General features: G+C 41.3%; 16 protein-coding genes. 4 read left to right on the top strand and 12 right to left on the bottom strand.

The annotated features are described in order from the left end of the window. Positions 1-7 precede the first annotated feature (7 nt). The 5 genes from BLP81_RS00090 to BLP81_RS00070 all read right to left on the bottom strand — a co-directional run bounded on the left by BLP81_RS00090 (position 8) and on the right by BLP81_RS00070 (position 8,792). Entirely contained in the window at positions 8-3,052 is a 3,045-nt protein-coding gene (locus BLP81_RS00090; RefSeq protein ID WP_093363989.1) for a SusC/RagA family TonB-linked outer membrane protein, read from the bottom strand. 235 nt (positions 3,053-3,287) lie between these two features. Further along, a complete protein-coding gene (locus BLP81_RS00085; RefSeq protein ID WP_093363987.1) occupies positions 3,288-6,107 on the bottom strand; it encodes a triple tyrosine motif-containing protein in 2,820 nt (939 codons plus the stop codon). A 178-nt stretch (positions 6,108-6,285) separates the two neighbouring features. Next, positions 6,286-6,846 carry a hypothetical protein gene (locus tag BLP81_RS00080; protein WP_176752655.1) on the bottom strand — a complete coding sequence of 187 codons (561 nt, stop codon included), beginning with the start codon at positions 6,844-6,846 and terminating at the stop codon, positions 6,286-6,288. Between the two features lie 59 nt (positions 6,847-6,905). Beyond that, positions 6,906-8,168 carry a hypothetical protein gene (locus BLP81_RS00075; protein WP_093363980.1) on the bottom strand — a complete coding sequence of 421 codons (1,263 nt, stop codon included), beginning with the start codon at positions 8,166-8,168 and terminating at the stop codon, positions 6,906-6,908. A gap of 39 nt (positions 8,169-8,207) precedes the next feature. Further along, a complete protein-coding gene (locus BLP81_RS00070; RefSeq protein WP_093363977.1) occupies positions 8,208-8,792 on the bottom strand; it encodes a YceI family protein in 585 nt (194 codons plus the stop codon). Positions 8,793-9,019: 227 nt separating this feature from the next. Here BLP81_RS00070 and BLP81_RS00065 point away from each other — a divergent pair, with 227 nt between their 5' ends. Next, a complete protein-coding gene (locus tag BLP81_RS00065) occupies positions 9,020-10,069 on the top strand; it encodes an NAD(P)-dependent alcohol dehydrogenase (RefSeq protein ID WP_093363974.1) in 1,050 nt (349 codons plus the stop codon). Between the two features lie 156 nt (positions 10,070-10,225). Here the strand turns inward: BLP81_RS00065 and BLP81_RS00060 are convergent, their stop codons facing one another. From BLP81_RS00060 to trpS, 4 genes are all read right to left on the bottom strand, one after another. After that, positions 10,226-10,585 carry a DUF2237 family protein gene (locus tag BLP81_RS00060; RefSeq protein ID WP_093363972.1) on the bottom strand — a complete coding sequence of 120 codons (360 nt, stop codon included), beginning with the start codon at positions 10,583-10,585 and terminating at the stop codon, positions 10,226-10,228. 316 nt (positions 10,586-10,901) lie between these two features. Continuing rightward, the gene (locus BLP81_RS00055; protein ID WP_093363969.1) at positions 10,902-11,468 is read right to left on the bottom strand and encodes an REP-associated tyrosine transposase; all 567 of its coding nucleotides are present in this window, start codon (positions 11,466-11,468) and stop codon (positions 10,902-10,904) included. A 167-nt stretch (positions 11,469-11,635) separates the two neighbouring features. Then, entirely contained in the window at positions 11,636-12,493 is an 858-nt protein-coding gene (locus BLP81_RS00050) for an aldo/keto reductase (protein ID WP_093363966.1), read from the bottom strand. 1 nt (position 12,494) lies between these two features. After that, positions 12,495-13,463 carry a tryptophan--tRNA ligase gene (gene trpS / locus BLP81_RS00045; RefSeq protein WP_093363963.1) on the bottom strand — a complete coding sequence of 323 codons (969 nt, stop codon included), beginning with the start codon at positions 13,461-13,463 and terminating at the stop codon, positions 12,495-12,497. Between the two features lie 81 nt (positions 13,464-13,544). Between trpS and BLP81_RS00040 the strand changes: the two genes are divergently transcribed. The 3 genes from BLP81_RS00040 to BLP81_RS00030 all read left to right on the top strand — a co-directional run bounded on the left by BLP81_RS00040 (position 13,545) and on the right by BLP81_RS00030 (position 15,796). Beyond that, positions 13,545-14,282 (top strand): lysophospholipid acyltransferase family protein, encoded by a 738-nt coding sequence (locus tag BLP81_RS00040; RefSeq protein WP_093363959.1) that lies wholly within the window; start codon positions 13,545-13,547, stop codon positions 14,280-14,282. A 63-nt stretch (positions 14,283-14,345) separates the two neighbouring features. Next, complete coding sequence (locus tag BLP81_RS00035; protein ID WP_093363957.1) at positions 14,346-15,101, top strand: YebC/PmpR family DNA-binding transcriptional regulator; 756 nt, start codon at positions 14,346-14,348, stop codon at positions 15,099-15,101. 14 nt (positions 15,102-15,115) lie between these two features. Continuing rightward, positions 15,116-15,796 carry a hypothetical protein gene (locus BLP81_RS00030; RefSeq protein WP_093363955.1) on the top strand — a complete coding sequence of 227 codons (681 nt, stop codon included), beginning with the start codon at positions 15,116-15,118 and terminating at the stop codon, positions 15,794-15,796. Here the strand turns inward: BLP81_RS00030 and BLP81_RS00025 are convergent. The 3 genes from BLP81_RS00025 to BLP81_RS00015 all read right to left on the bottom strand — a co-directional run bounded on the left by BLP81_RS00025 (position 15,793) and on the right by BLP81_RS00015 (position 19,962). Further along, a complete protein-coding gene (locus BLP81_RS00025) occupies positions 15,793-16,272 on the bottom strand; it encodes a DUF4199 domain-containing protein (protein WP_093363952.1) in 480 nt (159 codons plus the stop codon). The genes BLP81_RS00030 and BLP81_RS00025 overlap by 4 nt on opposite strands. A 15-nt stretch (positions 16,273-16,287) precedes the next feature. After that, complete coding sequence (gene secA / locus BLP81_RS00020) at positions 16,288-19,647, bottom strand: preprotein translocase subunit SecA (protein WP_093363949.1); 3,360 nt, start codon at positions 19,645-19,647, stop codon at positions 16,288-16,290. Positions 19,648-19,740: 93 nt separating this feature from the next. Continuing rightward, positions 19,741-19,962, bottom strand: coding sequence for a DUF2795 domain-containing protein (locus BLP81_RS00015; RefSeq protein ID WP_003441576.1), 222 nt, complete (start codon positions 19,960-19,962; stop codon positions 19,741-19,743). Positions 19,963-20,111: the final 149 nt, after the last annotated feature.

Here is a 20,111-nt window from a genome sequence, read left to right as displayed (position 1 = left end):
ATTTGTATTAAAGTTTTACATTTAAACCAAGTGAGAATGTTCTAGGCAAAGGATAAAACCCTAAATCTATCCCTCCGCCAATCGGAGCTCCGGTTGAAGCTGTTGGGTCATAGCCTGAATATTCGGTGAACGTGAACGCATTATCAACTTTCGCATAAAGCTTTACTGAGCTGATACCAACAGATTCAAGGGCTTTTTCAGGGACATAGTAACCTAAAGAAATGGTTTGTATTCTTAAGAAAGAGCCATCCTCAACAAAATAATCTGAAAATAATTTATTGGCAGTAGCCGCAGCTGTTACTCTTGGTTCAAAATTTGAAGTGCCGGGTCCTGTCCAGCGATCCAAACGGCGGCTCAACATATTTACATTAGGCTGATCCCGTTCAAAATTTCTCACAATATCACTTCCCAGATTTGCAAATGAATAGGCACTAAATTCAAAGTTCTTATAATTGAAAGATAAATTCAATCCCATGGTTACATCTGGAATTGGGTCTCCAATGTAGGTTCTGTCATCCTGGTTAACGATGCCATCTCCATTGACATCTACAAACCGAATGTCTCCAGGACTCGCCTCTACCCCAGCAAGCTCTCTTTGTGAAGGGTGAGCCTCTACTTCGGTCTGGTTTTGGAATATCCCGTCGGTTTTAAGCCCGTAGAAGTAACCGATAGGCTGTCCCACTTCCATTCTTGCCGGAGGGAGTTGTCCAACACTAAACTGTCCGCCTTCCAAAAACGGGGCGCCATTAATTTCGGTGACTTCATTGTTGATGGTGCTTATATTGTAATTTACGTTGAAAGAAAAATCTTTACTGACTTCTTTGCTATATCCGATAGCCGCTTCAAATCCGTAATTCTTAACTGTTCCGGCATTCCTGGTAGGTGCAGAACTTCCCGGAGCAGCGGTACCAAAAATACCAGAAGTAGGAATAAAAGGAATAAGCAGATCTTCTCTGGTATTATCGTAATAATCTAAAGTGACGTCAAGGTTGTTATTGAACAATTTTAAATCTAAACCTATATCCAGTTTTTTCGCGGTTTCCCATTTTACGTTAGGATTGGCAACCGGTCCCAGAGCCTGGCCGTTAACCAAGTTTTGCTCTTCTCCAAGCACATAAGTGGCTTCTCCACTTAGGACTGACAAGAATAGAAAATTAGGTATTCTGTCGTTCCCCAACTCACCATAACTGGCTCTTAATTTAGCAAAATTCAATACATCACTTGTTCCGATAAAATCTTCTTCAGTGATTATCCAGCCTCCTGTTACAGAAGGAAACCAGGCTGTTGAGTTGTTGGGACCAAAACTTGAAGAGGTATCTCTTCTGAGAATCCCAGTTAATAAGTAACGGTCTTTAAATGAAAATTGTACCCTGCTAAAATAAGACAGTCTTCGAAATTCGCTTACAAAAGACCCGTTGGTTTGGTTATCTCCCAATCCGGTGGCAGTGCCTAAGTCGGCAAATTCATAGCTGTTTCTAGGCACCCCCGTTCTGGCTCCAAAAAGGCCTTCACCATGGGTTCTGAATGCAGTCATACCCACTGTAAAGGTTACATCTAACTCCCTGTCAAAAAATGACTTTTCAATGGTATTAAATAAATCGAAGGTGTAATCGTAAAATTCCTGCTGGTTCAAATTGACCTGATTAAAAGGTCTGTTAAACACTTTCCCTGTTCCAAAATCAAATTCCGGGAAGAATTCCCTGTTATTTAAATTGGAAGAGTTAAAACCATAGCGAGCTGTAAGCTTGAAATCTTTGATGTATTCCAACTCAGCCTGAAAAGATCCACTCAGCCTGTTGCTTTCAAAATCATTAAAGGTATTATTGATTTGCGCCAGTGGATTAGCGACCTCATTGCCCAGATCGATGGTTCCATCCAGATTAAAGCGGTCAGGTCTAATCGTTGGTGCAATGTTGATAGCATTGAACAACACGGAACCAAGTCCGAAAGAGTTGATGCCCTGAGAACGGTTATTGGTATAAATAACTTTTGCACTCAGGTTTAAGAAGTCACGAACATCAGTATTGACAGATAAATTCGCCGTTGTTCGTTTAAAATTTGATTTCTCCGGTGCTACTATACCTTTCTGATACAGATGTGAAGCACTAAACGAATAATCCGTATTTTCAGAACCCCCTCTTACAGAGACATTATTACTAACGATTGCTGCAGTTTCAAAAACCTGATCCTGCCAGTCTGTATTGGTCCTTATTTGTGTAGGATCAGGAAAAGGCAGACTTTGTCCGGCATTGGCATATTTTTCATTGGTAAGCAATGCGTACTCCAAATTGTTTAGAAGTGGCAATTCTCTGGTGGTTTGTTGTAAACCAAAATAGGTGTTATAGGTCACTTCTGCGGCCTGATTCCTTTTACCGGTTTTGGTCTCGATTAAAACCACACCATTAGCACCAACCGATCCATAAATGGCAGCCTGTGCATCTTTAAGAACAGTGATCGACTCAATGTCCTGCGGGTTAATCGAATTAAGACCTCCATCGTATTGAAATCCATCCAATATGATAAGCGGAGAACTGTTCCCATTGGTAGAGATCCCTCGAATACGAATATTCGATTCGGCACCCGGAGACCCGGACTGGGGAGTTACGCTCACCCCGGCAGTTGTTCCCTGCAGTGCATTGGCCGCATTGAGGGGCTCTAAGTCTTGTATTGACTCAGCATCTACTGTAGATACGGAACCTGTTAATTTCCTCCTGCTACTGGCACCATAACCAATGACAACCACATCATCCAAAGCCTGAGTGTCAGACTGCAGCTGAATAGTGAAATCTGTAGTTTCTGCTACATTTACTTTTTTGGTTTCATATCCTAAATAAGAAAAAACCAAAGTGGCATCTGTGGGAACTGAAGTGAGAAGGAATTCTCCGTCAAAGTTAGTAGTTGTTCCCTTAGTAGTACCTTCTATTATCACATTCACACCAAGTAAGGGCATACCGGAATCCATATCCGATACACTACCCTCGATGTCGATTTCTTGTGAATATGTCCACGTGGATAATAGACATAACGTCGCTATTAAAAAGTTTTTAACCATATCTATAAATTGTTTAATGTAAATCTAATGTTAAGATTATTTTTTTATGCTTTTTTTTGGTTACAAAAAAACTACACTTCGTTAAAAGTTTAAATTTTGTTAAATATATTATTGCTAAGGCTTATTTTTAGGGGGCTAAGCTATATGTTAAAACAGGCAACTACATCGATGTAGAAAGCTAAAAAAACTGTTTTGTATGGCTAATGTATAGTTAAAAAAGTTAATTGTATTGGTTTTATATTCCTAAAATATAATCTGTTAAACCAATTTCTCTGGATAGGTCCATTTTTTTACGCAAACGATATCGTTTCACTTCTACACTCTTCGTGGATATATTGAAAAGCGGCGCAATCTCTTTGGAGGATAAATTGAGGCGCAGGTAAGCACATAGCCTGAGATCGTTTGGCGTCAACGAAGGATGCTTGGATTTCATTGTTTTTAAGAAGTCTTTGTCCGAATTGTTAAAGGCTTCTTCAAACATTTTCCAGTCGTCCGTATTATTGATATTCTTATCGATGATCTTGATAACTTTCTTGGCGTTTAACGGAATAGGCTTGGCTTTTTGAAGCTCATCTTTGATAGATCCCAGGAACTCATTTTTCTTGATTAGACTCATGGTGGACGCAGCAAGTTCACGGCTTTTGTTATCGATATCCTGCTTGAGCTGTTCATTTTTAACCTGCATGATTTCCTGCTGGCTTTCCAGTTGTTTCAATTCCAACTCCCTATTGGCCTGATGCTGCAACTCGAGTTTTTGTTTTTTATAATACCGCTTATAAACATTGTGGATAATGGAAAACAAAATGATGATGAGAATCAAATACAGGAATAACATGGCATTCGATAATGCAAACGGACGATTGATTTTGAAACTAAAGGCCTCAGGTTCTGAAAAATAACGGTCTCCAACCCGGGCCCGAACCTGAAACTCATAATCACCAAAGGGAAGGTTATTAAAGGCTACTTCATGCCGCTCATTCCAGGAAGACCATTCGTCTATAAAACCATTAAGCCGGTATTGATATTCGGAAGTGAAATACTTTTCAAAATAAGGCACACTAAAGTTAAAATGAACATTGTTCATATTGTTTTTTAATTCAGAGGAGGTTTCAAGATCCAGAAATGAGGCCTGTTTTCCCGTCTGCCAGTATTTTACTGAAGTGATGTATAAAGATTCATCGATCGCAGTATCCAGAAACTTTTTATAATCAATAATGATATAGCCCTGAGTCAGTCCCAAAAGATACCTTTCATCACCAAGATGATACACGTTTTCATAGCCTACCATGGCCCCTCTAATATCTGAAGTGATCGGAATAGAGGCTAATCTGAAGGAATTGTTGATCTTACCCTGAAGCGTAAAGTCTATGCTGTTTTTATTAAAACTCCAAAGACCGATCTCCCCGCCAGTCGTTACAAGTTTACCTGAAGAATAGACATTTTCGGTATATAACCGACTCAACAGACTGTCTTTTAAAAATTCGTTTTTCGCGGAATCGAACCTCCAAACCCCTCTTTGCTGAGCATAATAAATAGTGTCTTTGTATTTGACCAAACTTGAATATAGACCATTGCTGATCGCTTCAAACTGAGAAACCGTATCTACTGCTGTAAATCTATCGTTTAGCTTAAGCCTGTATACGCCTTTGTATTCATGGTCGATCAGAATTTCATTGGGCGAGGTAAATTCAACAAATTTTGAAGACACATCAAAATTATCTAAGCGGTTTCTGAATCTCCAGGTATTCTCTGTTTTCTCCAGGATACTCAAGCCATTATAATTTCCCTGTAAAAGGAGATCCGGGCGACCCGGAATAGTTTTGAAACACCAGGTGCCAAGCAAATCTGAAATCTGCCTGAACTCATCTTCAGAAAAAATAAAGGAGCCATTATTGTGACCACATAGCAAATAACCATCAACTTCACGAAGGGTCCACACCTGTCCTTTTGAGCCTTCTACAAATTTAAAATCAGCCGTTGAATCCTCCAGCTGTCTGTAAAAAAGCCCCTGATTGGTTCCAATAAAAAGTTTTCCTTCAAAAACCAATGAAGCGTAGATAGTGCCAAGGACGCCATTATCATCATTAAACACAGAAATCGGGGAATTAACATTAACACAGTTAATCCCATTGTCGAGGCCTAGCCAGATATTAGCATCTTCATCTTCAAAAACAGATAAAACCGTGTTGTTAAACAAGGTTTCCTGTTCGGTGATTTGATTCTGGATTATTCCTTCAGAATCCAGAAAAACAACGCCTTCAGAAATCGTTCCGAGGACAATGCCATCATTTTTGGTCTGCAGGCTGGTATAAACGGTAAAGTCATCGATGGCATTTGACGTGGAAGGCCAGGGCTGAGGTGTTTCTTCCAGGGTAAAAATGCCCTCTGTATCGGTTTGAACTAAAACCTGGGAAGGGTAAGCATAGAGGTTTATGATTGCATGTTCTCTGAACAGGTAATGATCTGAAACCAAAACCGGTTCACCATCTTCAATTTTGAAAAGACCTTTGTTTACAATCTGAAAGAAAAGATCGCCGTCTACCTTATATATTTTTGTAATCGCACCATCGATAGAAATTTTCTTAAGCGACTTGTTCTCAATATGAAAGGTATAAAGGTTATCCAAAGACTGGAAAATAATCCAGTTTTCGAGACGTTCTATCGTCCAGAACTGCTCATCTGTGCCGATGGAATCAATTATGTCTTTGGAAAGGGAATTATAGATTAAGTTTCCGGCAGGTTGTTTTTCCCAAAATCCAAATTCCCGGTAACTCCCGGTGTAAATCTTTTGGTCATGGTAAAAGACAGAGCGAAGAATACTTTGATTGGGTGAGGGATATAGCCTCCAGTCTTCACCGTCATATTCAAGCAGGCCAATATTATTGGCCATGTACATATAATGGTTGAAACCCTGGGTGACAGACCAGTTTTGATTATCCGCCTGGTAATCTTTAGGAGAGAACGTAAGAACAGGTGGAAGTTCCTGAGAAAAACTTAGAATAGGTAAGCAGAATAGAATTAAAAGCGCAATAAAATAAGTTTTAAAACAATTCATTATAGGCCTAAATTCTAGTTATTTATATGTTGAAAAGTGTTTGTTAAACGAAAATTACAACAAAATTAGGTCACTACAGTTTAAATACGAAAAAACAATGGGTTTGCTCTTCACTTTTAAGAGATGTTGAGTTAAAAAGCTTTAAGCCCGTTTTGAAGAGGTGTAGAGGTAATTCAGTTTAGATAACCTCCAGATATAGATCAAATTCAATATTGATATTGGGATCCACTTTGATGGCTCCTAATAATTTTCGTGGGGCCTCCATGTCAAAGTCATTGATGTTCAACTCTAAGCTCCCTGTATAGTGATCGCCCTGTCGAGGTGAAATGACAAATGAGTAAACATTGATTTCATCTGCTATTTCGATCATAGCATCAACTACATAGACTTTTTCTTTAACTGCAATTTGAATAAGTGTAATACCAACATTAGGGTAGTCCTCGGATTGCATCAGCTCGTTAAAATCTTTGTTTATCATCTTGCCACCACAATCAAAAGCATCGCTTTTCAGTTTGATTTCAGCTTTATTCAATGTAATGACATTGCTGAAATAATTATAGGTGATGTTCTTACCACCTTCTGCTATTTGTGTTGTATAAGCACAGGAAAACTGATTGACATTGGATTTACCACTAATGGTAATTTGACTTCCTTTTTTTATGTGAACATCAGCCGAATTATCAGTTGACATAAAAAAGCCGAGACTCAGTATACAAAATATGTGTAGTAAGGCTTTCATAGTAAAAAAAATTAAAGGGCCTGAAAGATCAAGCCCTTTGGCTAATTCAAATTATTTAATTAAAAACTAATTACAGCTTCAAGCATAAGTCCATCAAACTGTCCGCCAGCAAGTATAGTTCCCAAAGGATAATCAGAATAAGACTGATTGACATACTCTAATTTGGCAAGGATGTTTTTGGTCATAAACCAACCAGCTCCAAGTTGTAATCTATCGACACTGATGTCTTGTCCAGAAGGATGCTCTCCATCAACAAAACTGTATCTACCGCCTATATAAATATCTTCATTTGCGCCAAATCTGTAAATTAAATCGGCAGCATAATGGTTGTAGGTACGGCTTGGAGGGTTAGGTCCAAAACCTTTCCCGGTTGCATTTTCATAGATACCGAAGAATTCTAGGCCTTTGTATTTTACAAAAGGATTGATCATGATAGAAGTTAGCTCTGTGCCAAATCCTGGATTTACACGACCAGATCGGAAATTACCTGCAGAAGAAGCTCCAACTTCCTCCATCACGAAGTAGTATCTTGAGCCAGCTCGGTCACCGTCGTAAAGGAAGTTTTTTGAAGACTCACTTGTGGTATACATAGAACCTGTCAATCTAAATCTTAAATCCTGGGTCAGTTGCTTATCGTAACCCAATTTAGCTACGAAAGAAGGTTTTGTGTTTGTTTCTTCAGCAGATTGATTTAGTCTGCCATTGGTCACTCCAAGCATAGCTATCCAGCCATTTTTTCTAAAGTATCCTTCAAAACCAACTTCTGTGGTAAACGAATCCATCAGGTAGTTTCCTACAAAAGGATTGTACAGGGCCATCGCATTATCGGTTCTTCTGAAATGCGCATCCCCATAGTTGATTTCCATGTGTCCAAACTTGAAGGTTAAGTACTTCATCGCATCTTCCATGAAGCCTTCTTTTACAAACTCAAGTTTGTCAATCAAAAGGTATCCTCCTTTTACCCAGGCTTCCGGGTGGTGGCGGGCAGACAGGTAAGTTCTTAAGTGCATTCTTACCCCATCGTAAAGCGCTACATCCAGGTCCAAATTGGCTGTCGCCAGGTTAAAGTTATCTCCTAAATCCACCAAAGGCACCGCTCCGCTGTTTTCATGGTTTAACGCCTGAAACTGAATGGTGGAAGCACCTCCGACTCTTACTTTTACTCCATCAAAATCGCTTACGGTATCTTTCGGAGCTTCAAAAATGTGGATACCGCGCTGGTCCCTTGGCCTGAAGTTATCCAGGTCTCTTTTCTGTGCAAAAGCGCTGAAGGAAAATGCCAGTGACAGGCAAATCATTAAAGTTAATTTTAGAGTTTTCATAGTTATAGTATTTAATAGTGTTTAAGTAATTAAAAGTGTTTACGATTTATAATGGGTCAGGTCAAAAATTACGTTTACAGTCTCCCCTGTGGTAATCGTTCCAAACAATGCGGTAGGCGGTTCAATCTCATAGTCTATCATATTGAGACCCTGCTCTGCTTTTAGGGTGTAACCGGATTGGGTTTTATAGAGTTCTACAGGTATGCTTACCATATTGGTCGCTCCAGACATACTCAATTCCCCTTTCACCAGAGCCTGATAAACACCGGGAGATTTTTCCACTACTGAAGCCGGTGACGTAGAGGTGAACGAAACCAGTTCATAGGTATCCGCGTTCATGGCCTCGTAAGTATTTTTGTCCATTTTACCTTTTCCACTATCAAAACTTTTTACAGGAATAGATAAGTTGATAGCGTTTACTGCTTTTAAGTCATCTTCCTCGATAACTAAATCCATTTCACTGGCAAAATCTTTAGCCAGGATTTCCCAGTCGTGAATATTGGATGTCCCTTCTATTAAAATAGAATTTCCATCTGCGGGAACAGCTTTAAACTGAGTTTGTGATTGCCCTACTGAAAAAATAAGGAGTAAAACGAAAGCGGAAATTAATGGTGTAAGTTTCATAAGTCAAACTATTTAAATTGATGAATCAATCTCTAATTATTTGTTAATGCAAATTTAAAACTCAAATAGTGTTCACAAAATGAGCAATGTCATATATTGATGGTTTTCACGGAATATAGCCTGTCAAATGGGCCCCAGATTATAAATCCACTCGGGTTTAAGGTTAAAATGAAGTCAAATGGGGTGTGAGGCGAAAATCAAATCTTATTTTTAAGAAAAATAAACTTATGAGTGAAGTAAAAGCTTACGGTGCCAAAGCCAGCGACGCCGATTTAGAACAATTAGACATCAAAAGAAGAACGCCTTTAGCTACAGACGTTCATATAGAAATAGATTACTGTGGCGTTTGTCACAGTGATATTCATCAGGTGAGAAACGACTGGAAAAATTCTAAATACCCCGTCATTCCAGGTCACGAAATTATCGGACATGTCGTCGCAGTGGGAAGTGAGGTCACCAAATTCAAAAAAGGACAGCAAGTGGGTGTAGGCTGTATGGTAGATTCCTGCCAGAATTGCGAAGCCTGCGATGAAGGTCTTGAACAGTTTTGTGAAAATGGAATGACCGCTACCTATAATGGTAAAGACAAACATCTTGGCGGACATACCTTTGGCGGATATTCTGAAGAAATCGTAGTGGACGAAAAATTTGTTTTGAATATCCCGGAAAACCTGGACACAAAGGCTGTACCACCGCTGCTTTGTGCCGGCATTACTACCTGGTCCCCCCTGAGACAGTGGAATGTACAGAAAGGCGATAAAGTTGGGGTTGTAGGTCTTGGCGGACTTGGACATATGGGAATTAAATTTGCTCACGCCATGGGAGCTCATGTGGTTATGATTACCACCTCTCCGGAAAAAAGCAAGGATGCCGAAAAACTTGGAGCAGATGAAGTTTTGATTTCCAAAGACGAAAAACAAATGAAAGAACAGGCTAACTCGTTTGATTTTATACTGAATACCATTCCTGTTGGTCACGATGTGAACCCCTACCTGAATTTGCTCAAACGCGATAAAACCATGGTTCTCGTCGGTGCTATTGAACCGCTGAAAGACGTTAACGGCGGCGCACTGATCATCAAAAGAAAACGACTGGCCGGTTCACTTATCGGTGGAATTGAAGAAACGCAGGACATGCTGGACTTCTGCGGAGAACATGACATCGTTTCAGATATTGAAATGATCGATATACAGAACATCAATACCGCTTATGAAAGAGTCGTAAACTCCGATGTCAAATACAGATTTGTCATCGATATGCAGTCGCTCAAGAAATAGGTTAGATCATAACCAAAGCCTTCCCGACTCTGCTCAAGCTTGAAACCATCAGGCTGATCAAAGGCTGAGCCCGGTCGAGGTGAAGAAAATAAAAACGCCCTTCTGAACCTGATGTCGGAAGGGCGTTTTTTATAGCAGATTTAAAAATAATCAGCCTTAATCCTGATATTCCCATTCCTTCAGGGTGTCCAGAGGCATATAGTCCAGCATTTTCTCGTGGCAGGACTCCAGTTTGAGGTACAACGGAAACCCGGCTTCTTTACTTTTGAGCCAGACGCCCATGCACACACACCACCAGTCACCGGGTTTTAACCCGGGAAAACTCCATTGGGGCTTGGGCGTGACCAAGTCATTTCCCCGCGCTTTATTCCATTCCAAAAAACCTTCAGTCACTTTCGCCGCTACGATATGCAGGCCCCTGTCCTGCTCAGCATACTTGCAAAATCCGTCTCTAAACACTCCCGTCATGGGATCATAAGAACAGGCTTTTAACTCTGTACCCAGTACATTTTTCATGCTAATTTCTTCTTTTGAATTTGGTGTAAGTTAAGGAATAATAGATAAAGTCAGTTGGCTTTCAACATATACAAAATATACTCTTACGCGATGCAATCGCGCAAGAACTACTTTTAATTTTACCCTTAAGTTATCCTCTTACGCGATACAATCGCGCAAGAGCTACTTTTAACTTTACCCTTAAGTTATCGCGCAAGAGCTACTTTTAAACTTTACTCTTAAGTTATCTCTTACGCGATGCAATCGCGCAAGAGCTACTTTAAACTTTACCCTTAAGTTATCGCGCGATTGTATCGCGTGATAACTGCCTTAAACTTTAGAATCCAAAATTTCGAAACACCAGTATATCCTCAAGCAAACCTTTTTTCCCTGAGTAATCTACAGCACTGCTGTATTTATAATCTTCCGGCCTAAATACTAAGCCGGCTTTAACTGGATTTTGATGGATGTAATTTATTTTCTGTGCTATGACTTTATTACTCCACAATTCAATAGGCTGGTTATCATGCCTCCAAAACTGATAGTTCTTCACATTTGACGATCGATTCGCAGCTTTTTGGAAGTGATCTAATAAAAAGTCTCTTCTGCTATCCCCTGGGTTATCTGCTATAGATTTCACTATGGCTTTACTGGTAAATCGTTTAAAATCACCAAGTAGATTTGCGGGATGTAAGTCCTCTACACTTCTGAAAACCAAATGAACATGATTGGTCATGATACACCAGGCTGCGAGTTCCATGCCTTTGTGTTTTTGGCAATAAGACAAACTATCCACCACTATATCTTTGTAAGAATTACTAGAAAATACCTCCAGCCATTCCACAACAGCAAAGCTCACAAAATATAAACCTTCAGGATTGTGAAATTTGTAGTTTCTGCTCATCTCTAAATTTATGCTTTGATAAATTTAAAGTATTTATTTAAAATTAAATTATAGTGCTATACCACAGGATTTAATCGTGCGGCAACGATATCTACTCTTATGCGATTGTATCGCGTAAGAGCGCGATTGTATCGCGCGAGACCATCTAATAACTAAAAGAATGGAATCTAAGCCACTTCATGACCACGCGAGGCTTCGTAAAGCCTGAACCAGTCCTGAAGCTCCAAATCTACCTGAGTGGCTTCCATGGATAATCTTGAGCGCTCGACGGAGGTTGTCCCGATGACGGGTAAAATATCGAAAGGCAACTTGTTCAAAAATGCGATAGCCAGCTGTGCCTCATTTAAGTTGTATTTTGAACTTAACTCGCTTAAGCATATTTTCAAATTATGATCAGAATCGAGTTTAAAGACTTCGCCCAAAGGCTGCCAGGCCATGGGCTGAATTTGCCGCTGGCTCAATCCATACAGGTGGTCATTTTCCAGAGCCTCCAGATGTGTGCATGAGATCTGAATCTGATTATATAAAATCTCAACCGAAGAACTTAAATAGTCAATCTGGGCTAAACTGAAGTTAGAGACCCCAAAAGCCTTGATTAAGCCTTCGCTTTTAAGGAGGCTTATGGCTTTAGCAATTTCATCTTTTTGCATCAACGGACTGGGGCGATGCAGTAAAAACACATCTAAATAATCACACTGCAAATTGCTGATGCTTTGCCGGGCCTGTGCCACGATATAATCAGCATCGTACTGATAATGCTTCAACTGATTTCCCCGCTCCGGAGAGGGCAATTGCAAACCGCATTTAGAGATGATCTGGATATCGCTGCGCTGGATATGGCTGGCTTGTAAGCCTTTGCCAAAATCAGCTTCCGTGGTGTAACCTCCATAAATATCGGCATGATCAAAGCTTGTGATGCCGTTTTCTACATTCGACTCTATACGCTTTGCAATGTCATGAGTCGTTAACTGCTTACCCCATTCCCCATAGGTCATGCAGCCCTGAATAATTTTAGAAAGTCCCATATCAGTATCCTAATTTAACTCTTACTCTGTTTAAAACCTCATCGGCAACCCCTTTGGCTTTATCTGCACCTATCCCCAGCAACCTATCGATTTCGGGCTTGTTATTCATAAAGTACTCAAACTGCTCCCGTTCTTTCTGGTAAGTATCTCTTATCAATTCAAACAAGGCCTGTTTGGCATGACCGTAACCAAATCCACCGGCGAGGTACCTGGATTTCAAATCGGCTACCTGCGTTTCAGTGCCTATCAGTTTATAAATCTGAAACACATTGCAGGTTCCCGGGTCTTTAGGAGCTTCAAGGGGGGTGCTGTCGGTTTCAATCTGCATGATTTGCTTGCGGAGTTTCTTATCGGTCTGGAACAGATTGATGGTATTGCCTTTAGACTTGCTCATCTTGGCACCGTCGGTTCCGGGAACATATTTGGAGGATTCCGAGAGTTTAGCTTCAGGCAACACAAAGGTTTCTCCATATTGGGCATGAAAGCGTTCAGCCACATCCCGTGTCATTTCGATATGCTGCAGTTGATCTTTGCCAACGGGAATAAATTCAGCATCGTATAGCAGGATATCGGCTGCCATCAACATGGGGTAGGTAAATAAACCGGCATTGACATCGCTCAAACGGTCTGCCTTATCTTTAAAGGAATGGGCCAAAGTCAGACGCTGGTAGGGAAACATACAGTTGAGATACCAGGTCAGTTCAGTTACCTGAGGGACATCGCTCTGTCTGTAAAATGTAGTTTTTTCTACATCCAGACCAAAAGCAAGCCAGGTAGCTGCCGTGGCATAGGTATTTTCTTTCAGAACCTCGGCATCCTTTATTTGCGTTAGAGAATGCAGGTTAGCTATAAAGAGAAAAGATTCGTTTTTAGGCGAATTGGCCAGTTGTATCGCAGGGATAATGGCTCCTAATAGATTTCCTAAATGTGGTACTCCTGTGCTTTGCACACCGGTTAGAATTCTGGACATAGAATGAGATAAATTACAAATGGCATCAAAGATAAATGTTTTGTTTATCTCAACCCATTCTATTTATTAAATTTGCCGCTTATGAAATGGATTAAGAAGGTTTTTATAGTTGTTTGGCGAATTTGGTTTTACATCCTCGTCATCACGCCACTCATTATTTTACTTCCCTTTTTACTGATTACCACTTCCAAGGAAAAATGGTATCCAGGTACTTTTTTCTTAGGTAAAGTGTGGGCTTATCTAGTTTTATACGGCATGGGATTTTTCCCCAAAGTCACTTACAAAACAAATCTGGAATGGACGAAAAGCTATATGCTCACTGCCAATCATACCAGCATGGTAGATATCATGATGATGATCTATGTGTCCAAAACCCCTTTTGTATTTATAGGAAAACGCGAACTGGCGAAACTTCCCGTGTTTGGCTTGATCTATAGGCGGTCTTGTATTCTTGTGGATCGAGGCAATGCCAAAAGCAGAAAAAAAGCCTTTGAAGAAGCCCAACGCCGACTTAAAAACGGAGTGAGTATTTGTATTTTCCCGGAAGGCGGTGTGCCGGATGACATTCACGTAAAGCTGGACCAGTTTAAAGAAGGCGCTTTCAGGTTATCCATAGAACACCAGATTCCTATTGTTCCGATTTCCTTCCCGGACAGCAAAAAACGCTTTCGTTATGGCTTCGACTCTGGCAGTCCCGGTGTGCTTCGGGCAGTGGTTCATCCGTTGATTCATACCAAGGGACTGGAACTGAATCTGCAAAATCGAAGGTTCCTTAAACAAAAAACGGCAGAAGCCATTCAGTCTGAGCTTTACTGGTAGCCTAAAGTTGACTTTCTTAGTTCTATTGGTTATATTGGTTCCCATTCAAAAAATACAAAGCATATGGCTGGACACAGCAAATGGGCCAATATCAAACATAGAAAAGGAGCTCAGGACAAAAAGCGAGCAAAGGAATTCACCAGAGCAATTAAGGAAATAACAGTTGCGGTGAAGGAAGGAAACAGTGCAGATCCGGAAACCAATCCGACCTTAAGAAACGCCATTTCCAATGCCAAAGGGGTGAATATGCCCAAAGACACCATAGAGCGCGCTATTAAAAAAGCCTCGGGTGCCGATGCCGATGCTTATGAGCTGGTGACTTTTGAAGGCTACGGACCCCATGGGATTGCTGTTTTCGTGGAATGCACGACCGACAATACCAACCGAACCGTCGCTTCTATACGCTCTATTTTTAGCAAACACGGAGGTAGCCTGGGCACCAACGGGTCCCTGGAATTTCTTTTTGATCGTAAAGGTGTTTTCGTTATCAATACCACAGAAATAGAGCAAAGCCTTGAAAAACTTGAGCTCGAATTAATCGATGGAGGTGCCTTAGACTTTGAAAGGGACGAAGACCTGCTAAGGGTTTACACCGAGTTTACGGACTTTGGAAAAATGTCAGCTAAGCTGGAAGAGCTCCACATCGAACCCAAAAACGCAGAGGTACAGCGAATACCACTGAACACTACAGAACTTCCGGTGGAACAGGGCAAACAAATCCTAAATCTAATCGATAAATTTGAAGAGGATGATGACGTTCAAAATGTTTATCATACTTTAGAAATCACTGATGAACTTATCGAATCTATGAATGACTAACTAATCTTACTAATATGAAAAACTTATTCACCTCTCTTTTACTCTTCTTATTCGTGGGAATGACTTTTGCCCAGGAATCTGAGCTCCTGGCGTCTGATAAAAAAGGACTGGATATCAACTTCTATTTTGGACTCGGGCTACAATACACAGATGCGTTAGAAATCAATCCTTTTTTAAGCGAAAGCAATGTGCCTACGGTCAGACGTTTTCCCTTTGAACTTTCATTTGGATTTACGGGAGATTTTGGCGAAAATCGAATTGATTTGGATTTCGGATTTTACAATCAGGAGCGCGAACGCGGTGATTATGGTCATCAATTGAATTCCGCTCAGCTAAGTCTAAGGTACCTTAGAAATGTGGTTCAGTTCGAAGATAAAAGCCGAATTTTCATCGGAGCAGGGCTGAGTTACAGGACTTCAGAACTGGAATTTTACGACAAAAGCGAAAGCATCGATTTAAACGATGCAGGAGGCTTTGGAGATCTGGCCAAACTCAATAATTCCCAGTTTTATATCGGGCCTAGTCTCGGATTCTCACTCTTTTCACCTAAAGATCGTGAGGAATATTTAAGGCTGCAACTGACTTATGATTTCAACATTTCCGGCAATAGCTGGGAATCCGATTATGCGCAGGTAAATAACAGCATTGAGGAAACGGGGAACAGACTGCGTTTGCAAGTGATATTTCCCTTTTAAACCTTTTTATTCCTGAAGATCAACGCAATAACCGCCGAAAAGAATACCCCACTGGCCAGGTTATTGAAGATAGCCTGTGTGACTAGTGAATTCAGGTTATAAATTTGTACCGCACCTTCTCTGGGCATGCCCTGAGCTGCTTTTTCCTCCACTATGATAGATAAAAATTCCGGTGAAACAAATTCTACCATAATGTACACCGCTGCCGGGGACAAGCCTGCAATGATGGCCGACAGGATCACGCCAGAAATAAAAGCCTTCTGCCAGGTGATCTGACCATCGTAATATTTTTCCCGCTTTTCACGAATAGCCAGGACGTAAATCAAAGCCTGTGGAATCAGTAACCAGAACGAAAAAATAGCCTGAGTACTTACAAATTCGTCATGGTATCCCAGATATTTTTCTAAATAGACCCAGGCGATGCTCAGGGCTGTAAATACTGAAGCCCATTTTAATTCAATGTCAAATTTCTTCATGTGACTGGTTTGGATTTATTGGTTCAACAAGACCCACTCCCCTTTATCTATCATCGGAATAGCTTGTTTGTATTTCAGGGTTTTTTCTTCGCCGGAACCCACGTGCTTGATCGTTACCTTTTCGTTCCTGCCAATTTTTGGCTGCTCTCTTATTACCGTTTCAACCGTTTGCTGCTGCTGACTCGCCTGCGCTCCCGCTCTACGAGATTCTGCTGCGCGCTCATCCAGGTTCTGAATTTCGTCTTTCTGCGTCTGAAGCTGCTCCTTAGGTCTGCGCTGTCTGGCTTCGGTGATCTGCTCCGTATCCCGCTGAGGCAACTCTCCTTTGAACAGGAAGGAAATTACGTCTTTATTGACTTCTTCAATCATGACCTTGAACAACTCAAAAGCTTCAAATTTATAAATCAGTAAAGGATCCTTCTGTTCGTGAACTGCCAGCTGCACACTTTGCTTTAATTCGTCCATCTTACGAAGGTGATTTTTCCAGGCTTCATCGATAATGGCCAGAGAGATATTCTTCTCAAAATCGGTGATTAACTCTTTCCCTTCACTTTCATAGGCTTTCTTCAGGTTGGTGACTACCTGCAGGGTTTTTTGTCCGTCTGTAAACGGCACCGCAATACGCTCAAACTTCTCACCCTGCTTTTCGTAAACCTGCTTGATGACCGGGAATGCTTCTTCAGCATTGCTGATCATCTTATTTTTATAGTTTTCGTAAGCTTCTTTATAGACAATCCCCGCTGTCTTTTGCACGGGTTGTTTTTCAAACTGAGCTTTGGTCACCGGCGAATTCATGGAGAAGAATCGAATCAACTCAAACTCGAAATTCTCAAAGTCGTTGGCCGCGGCATTGGAAGCCGTAATGACTTCAGCCGTATCAAAAATCATATTGGCAATATCGATTCTCAATCGTTCGCCAAATAAGGCATTGTAACGTCGCTTGTAAATGACTTCACGCTGTGCATTCATCACATCGTCATATTCAAGCAAACGCTTTCTGATTCCGAAGTTATTTTCCTCGACTTTCTTCTGGGCGCGCTCTATGGATTTGGAAATCATGGAATGCTGAATCACTTCACCTTCCTCAAGACCCATTCTATCCATGAGCTTGGCAATTTTTTCACTACCAAACAAACGCATCAGGTTGTCTTCCAGAGACACGTAAAACTGTGAGCTCCCCGGGTCACCCTGACGACCGGCACGACCTCTCAACTGTCTGTCGACACGCCTGGAATCGTGACGCTCAGTCCCTATAATGGCCAGACCTCCGGCTTCCTTCACCTCTTTGGACAGCTTGATATCCGTACCACGACCAGCCATATTGGTGGCAATCGTGACGATACCGGCCTTACCCGCTTCAGCCACAATATCGGCCTCGCGCTTGTGCAGCTTGGCATTCAAAACATTGTGAGGAACGGTACGCAGCTTCAGCATCCTGCTCAATAATTCGGAGATTTCTACAGAAGTAGTTCCTATCAAAATCGGTCTGCCCTGAGCTGAAAGCTGGGCCACCTCCTCGATAATGGCGTTGTATTTTTCTCGTTTGGTTTTATAAACCTTGTCCTGCTTGTCGTCCCTGGCAATAGGCTTGTTGGTTGGGATTTCCATCACATCCAACTTGTAGATTTCCCAGAATTCTCCAGCTTCAGTCAAGGCTGTACCCGTCATACCGGCCAGCTTATTGTACATTCTAAAGTAATTCTGAAGTGTAACTGTCGCAAAAGTCTGGGTAGCATCTTCAATCTTGACATTCTCCTTGGCTTCAATAGCCTGGTGAAGCCCGTCGGAATAGCGGCGTCCATCCATAATACGACCCGTTTGCTCATCGACAATTTTCACTTTATTGTCCATGACCACATATTCGGTGTCCTTTTCAAATAAAGTATAGGCTTTGAGCAGCTGTCTCAAGGTGTGGATACACTCACTTTTGACGCTAAAATCCCTGTATAGTTCTTCTTTTCTCTCAGCTTCCTCTTCCTTAGGCAGGTTTTGCTTTTCAATCTGGGCAATTTCCATCCCGATTTCCGGCATCACAAAGAAATCTTTGTCATCCTCTCCGGAGAGGAACTCAATCCCCTTATCGGTCAAGTCGATCTGGTTGCTTTTTTCTTCAATCGTAAAATACAATTCGGCATCCACCTTATGCATTTCCCTGTTGTTGTCCTGCATGTACTGATTCTCGGTTTTTTGGAGAAGCTGCTTCACGCCTTCTTCACTCAAAAACTTAATCAGTGCTTTATTCTTGGGCAAACCCCTGTAAACTCTCAGTAACTGAAATCCGCCTTCTTTGGTATCCCCGTCTTTGATCAGTTTTTTGGCTTCAGCCAAAACACCGGTTAAATGCTTGCGCTGTACCTCAACGATTTTGGCAATCTGAGGCTTTAGGTTTTCAAATTCGTGGACATCGCCTTTAGGCACAGGCCCGGAAATGATCAGCGGTGTTCGCGCATCATCAATCAATACGGAATCCACCTCATCCACAATCGCATAATGGTGCGGGCGCTGAACGAGATCCTCCGGGGAGTGGCTCATGTTATCACGCAGGTAGTCAAAACCAAATTCGTTGTTGGTACCGTAGGTAATATCGGCGTTATAGGCTTTTCGTCTGGCTGCAGAATTGGGTTTGTAGTAATCTACACAATCCACGCTCAGTCCGTGAAATTGAAAAATGGGAGCCATCCACGCGCTATCCCGCTTGGCCAAGTAATCGTTTACCGTAACCAGATGCACTCCTTTGCCGCTTAGGGCGTTCAGGTACATCGGCAAGGTAGCCACCAGGGTTTTACCTTCCCCTGTCTGCATTTCAGCGATTTTACCCTGATGCATGGCGATACCCCCAATCAGCTGGACATCGTAATGTATCATATCCCAGGTCACAGGCTTTCCGGCGGCATCCCAGGAGTTGCTCCAGATGGCTTTTTCGCCTTCCAGGGTCACATAATCTTTGTCGGCAGAAAGGCTTCTGTCAAATTCTGTTGCCGAAACCTCCAGGGTGGTATTATGGAAAAAGCGTTTCGCCGTTTCTTTAACGGTAGCAAAGGCTTCAGGAAGGATATCGTTAAGAACATCTTCCGTGGTTTGATATACTTTTTCGTTGAGTTCGTCAATTTCTGTATAAATTTCCTCTTTAACGTCGATATCCTGTTCATCTTCAGCTTTAGCTTTCAGGTCATCGATCTGAGCCTGCAGGTCGGCGGTAGCCTCTTTTATTTTAGCTTTAAAACGGGAAGTATTTTCACGAAGTTCATCTATGCTAAGGGCTTCAAACTGACTTTCGAAGCTTTTGATTTGGTCTACAATCGGAGTAATAACTTTAAGATCCTTTTTGGTCTTATCGCCTACGAATACTTTTAATACGGAATCTAAAACACCCATAAATGGTTTTATTAATTTATTGATTCAAAGGTAACGAAAAAAAAAAGTCCCTTTACGAGACTTTAAGTGTGATTTAAGGTAAAGAAAAAGACGCTAATATTCGTCTTCATTCCATAAATAATCGTCATCGGTAGGATAATCCGGCCAAATTTCTTCTATAGAGTCGTAAGTATCGCCTTCATCTTCTATGGATTGCAGGTTTTCTACAACCTCCAACGGTGCACCTGTTCGTATCGCATAATCTATCAATTCGTCTTTGGTTGCTGGCCAAGGCGCGTCACTTAAATATGAGGCAAGTTCTAAAGTCCAATACATTACAAGGATATTTTAATTTTTGCAAATGTAATTTTTTTAGGATAACAGTCAACATTTTTGACATTTATTTGAGATGAAATTTTTGCTAAGACGCTGATTTCAAAATATGTTGGTCAAGTGGTCAAGTGGTCAAGTGGTCAAGTGGTCAA

It is taken from the genome of Psychroflexus sediminis (genome assembly GCF_900099815.1).
In the GTDB taxonomy this organism is placed as follows: Bacteria; Bacteroidota; Bacteroidia; order Flavobacteriales; family Flavobacteriaceae; genus Psychroflexus; species Psychroflexus sediminis.
The sequence above is the reverse complement of the archived record's forward strand: the minus strand, read 5'-3'. Positions and strand labels throughout refer to the sequence as shown.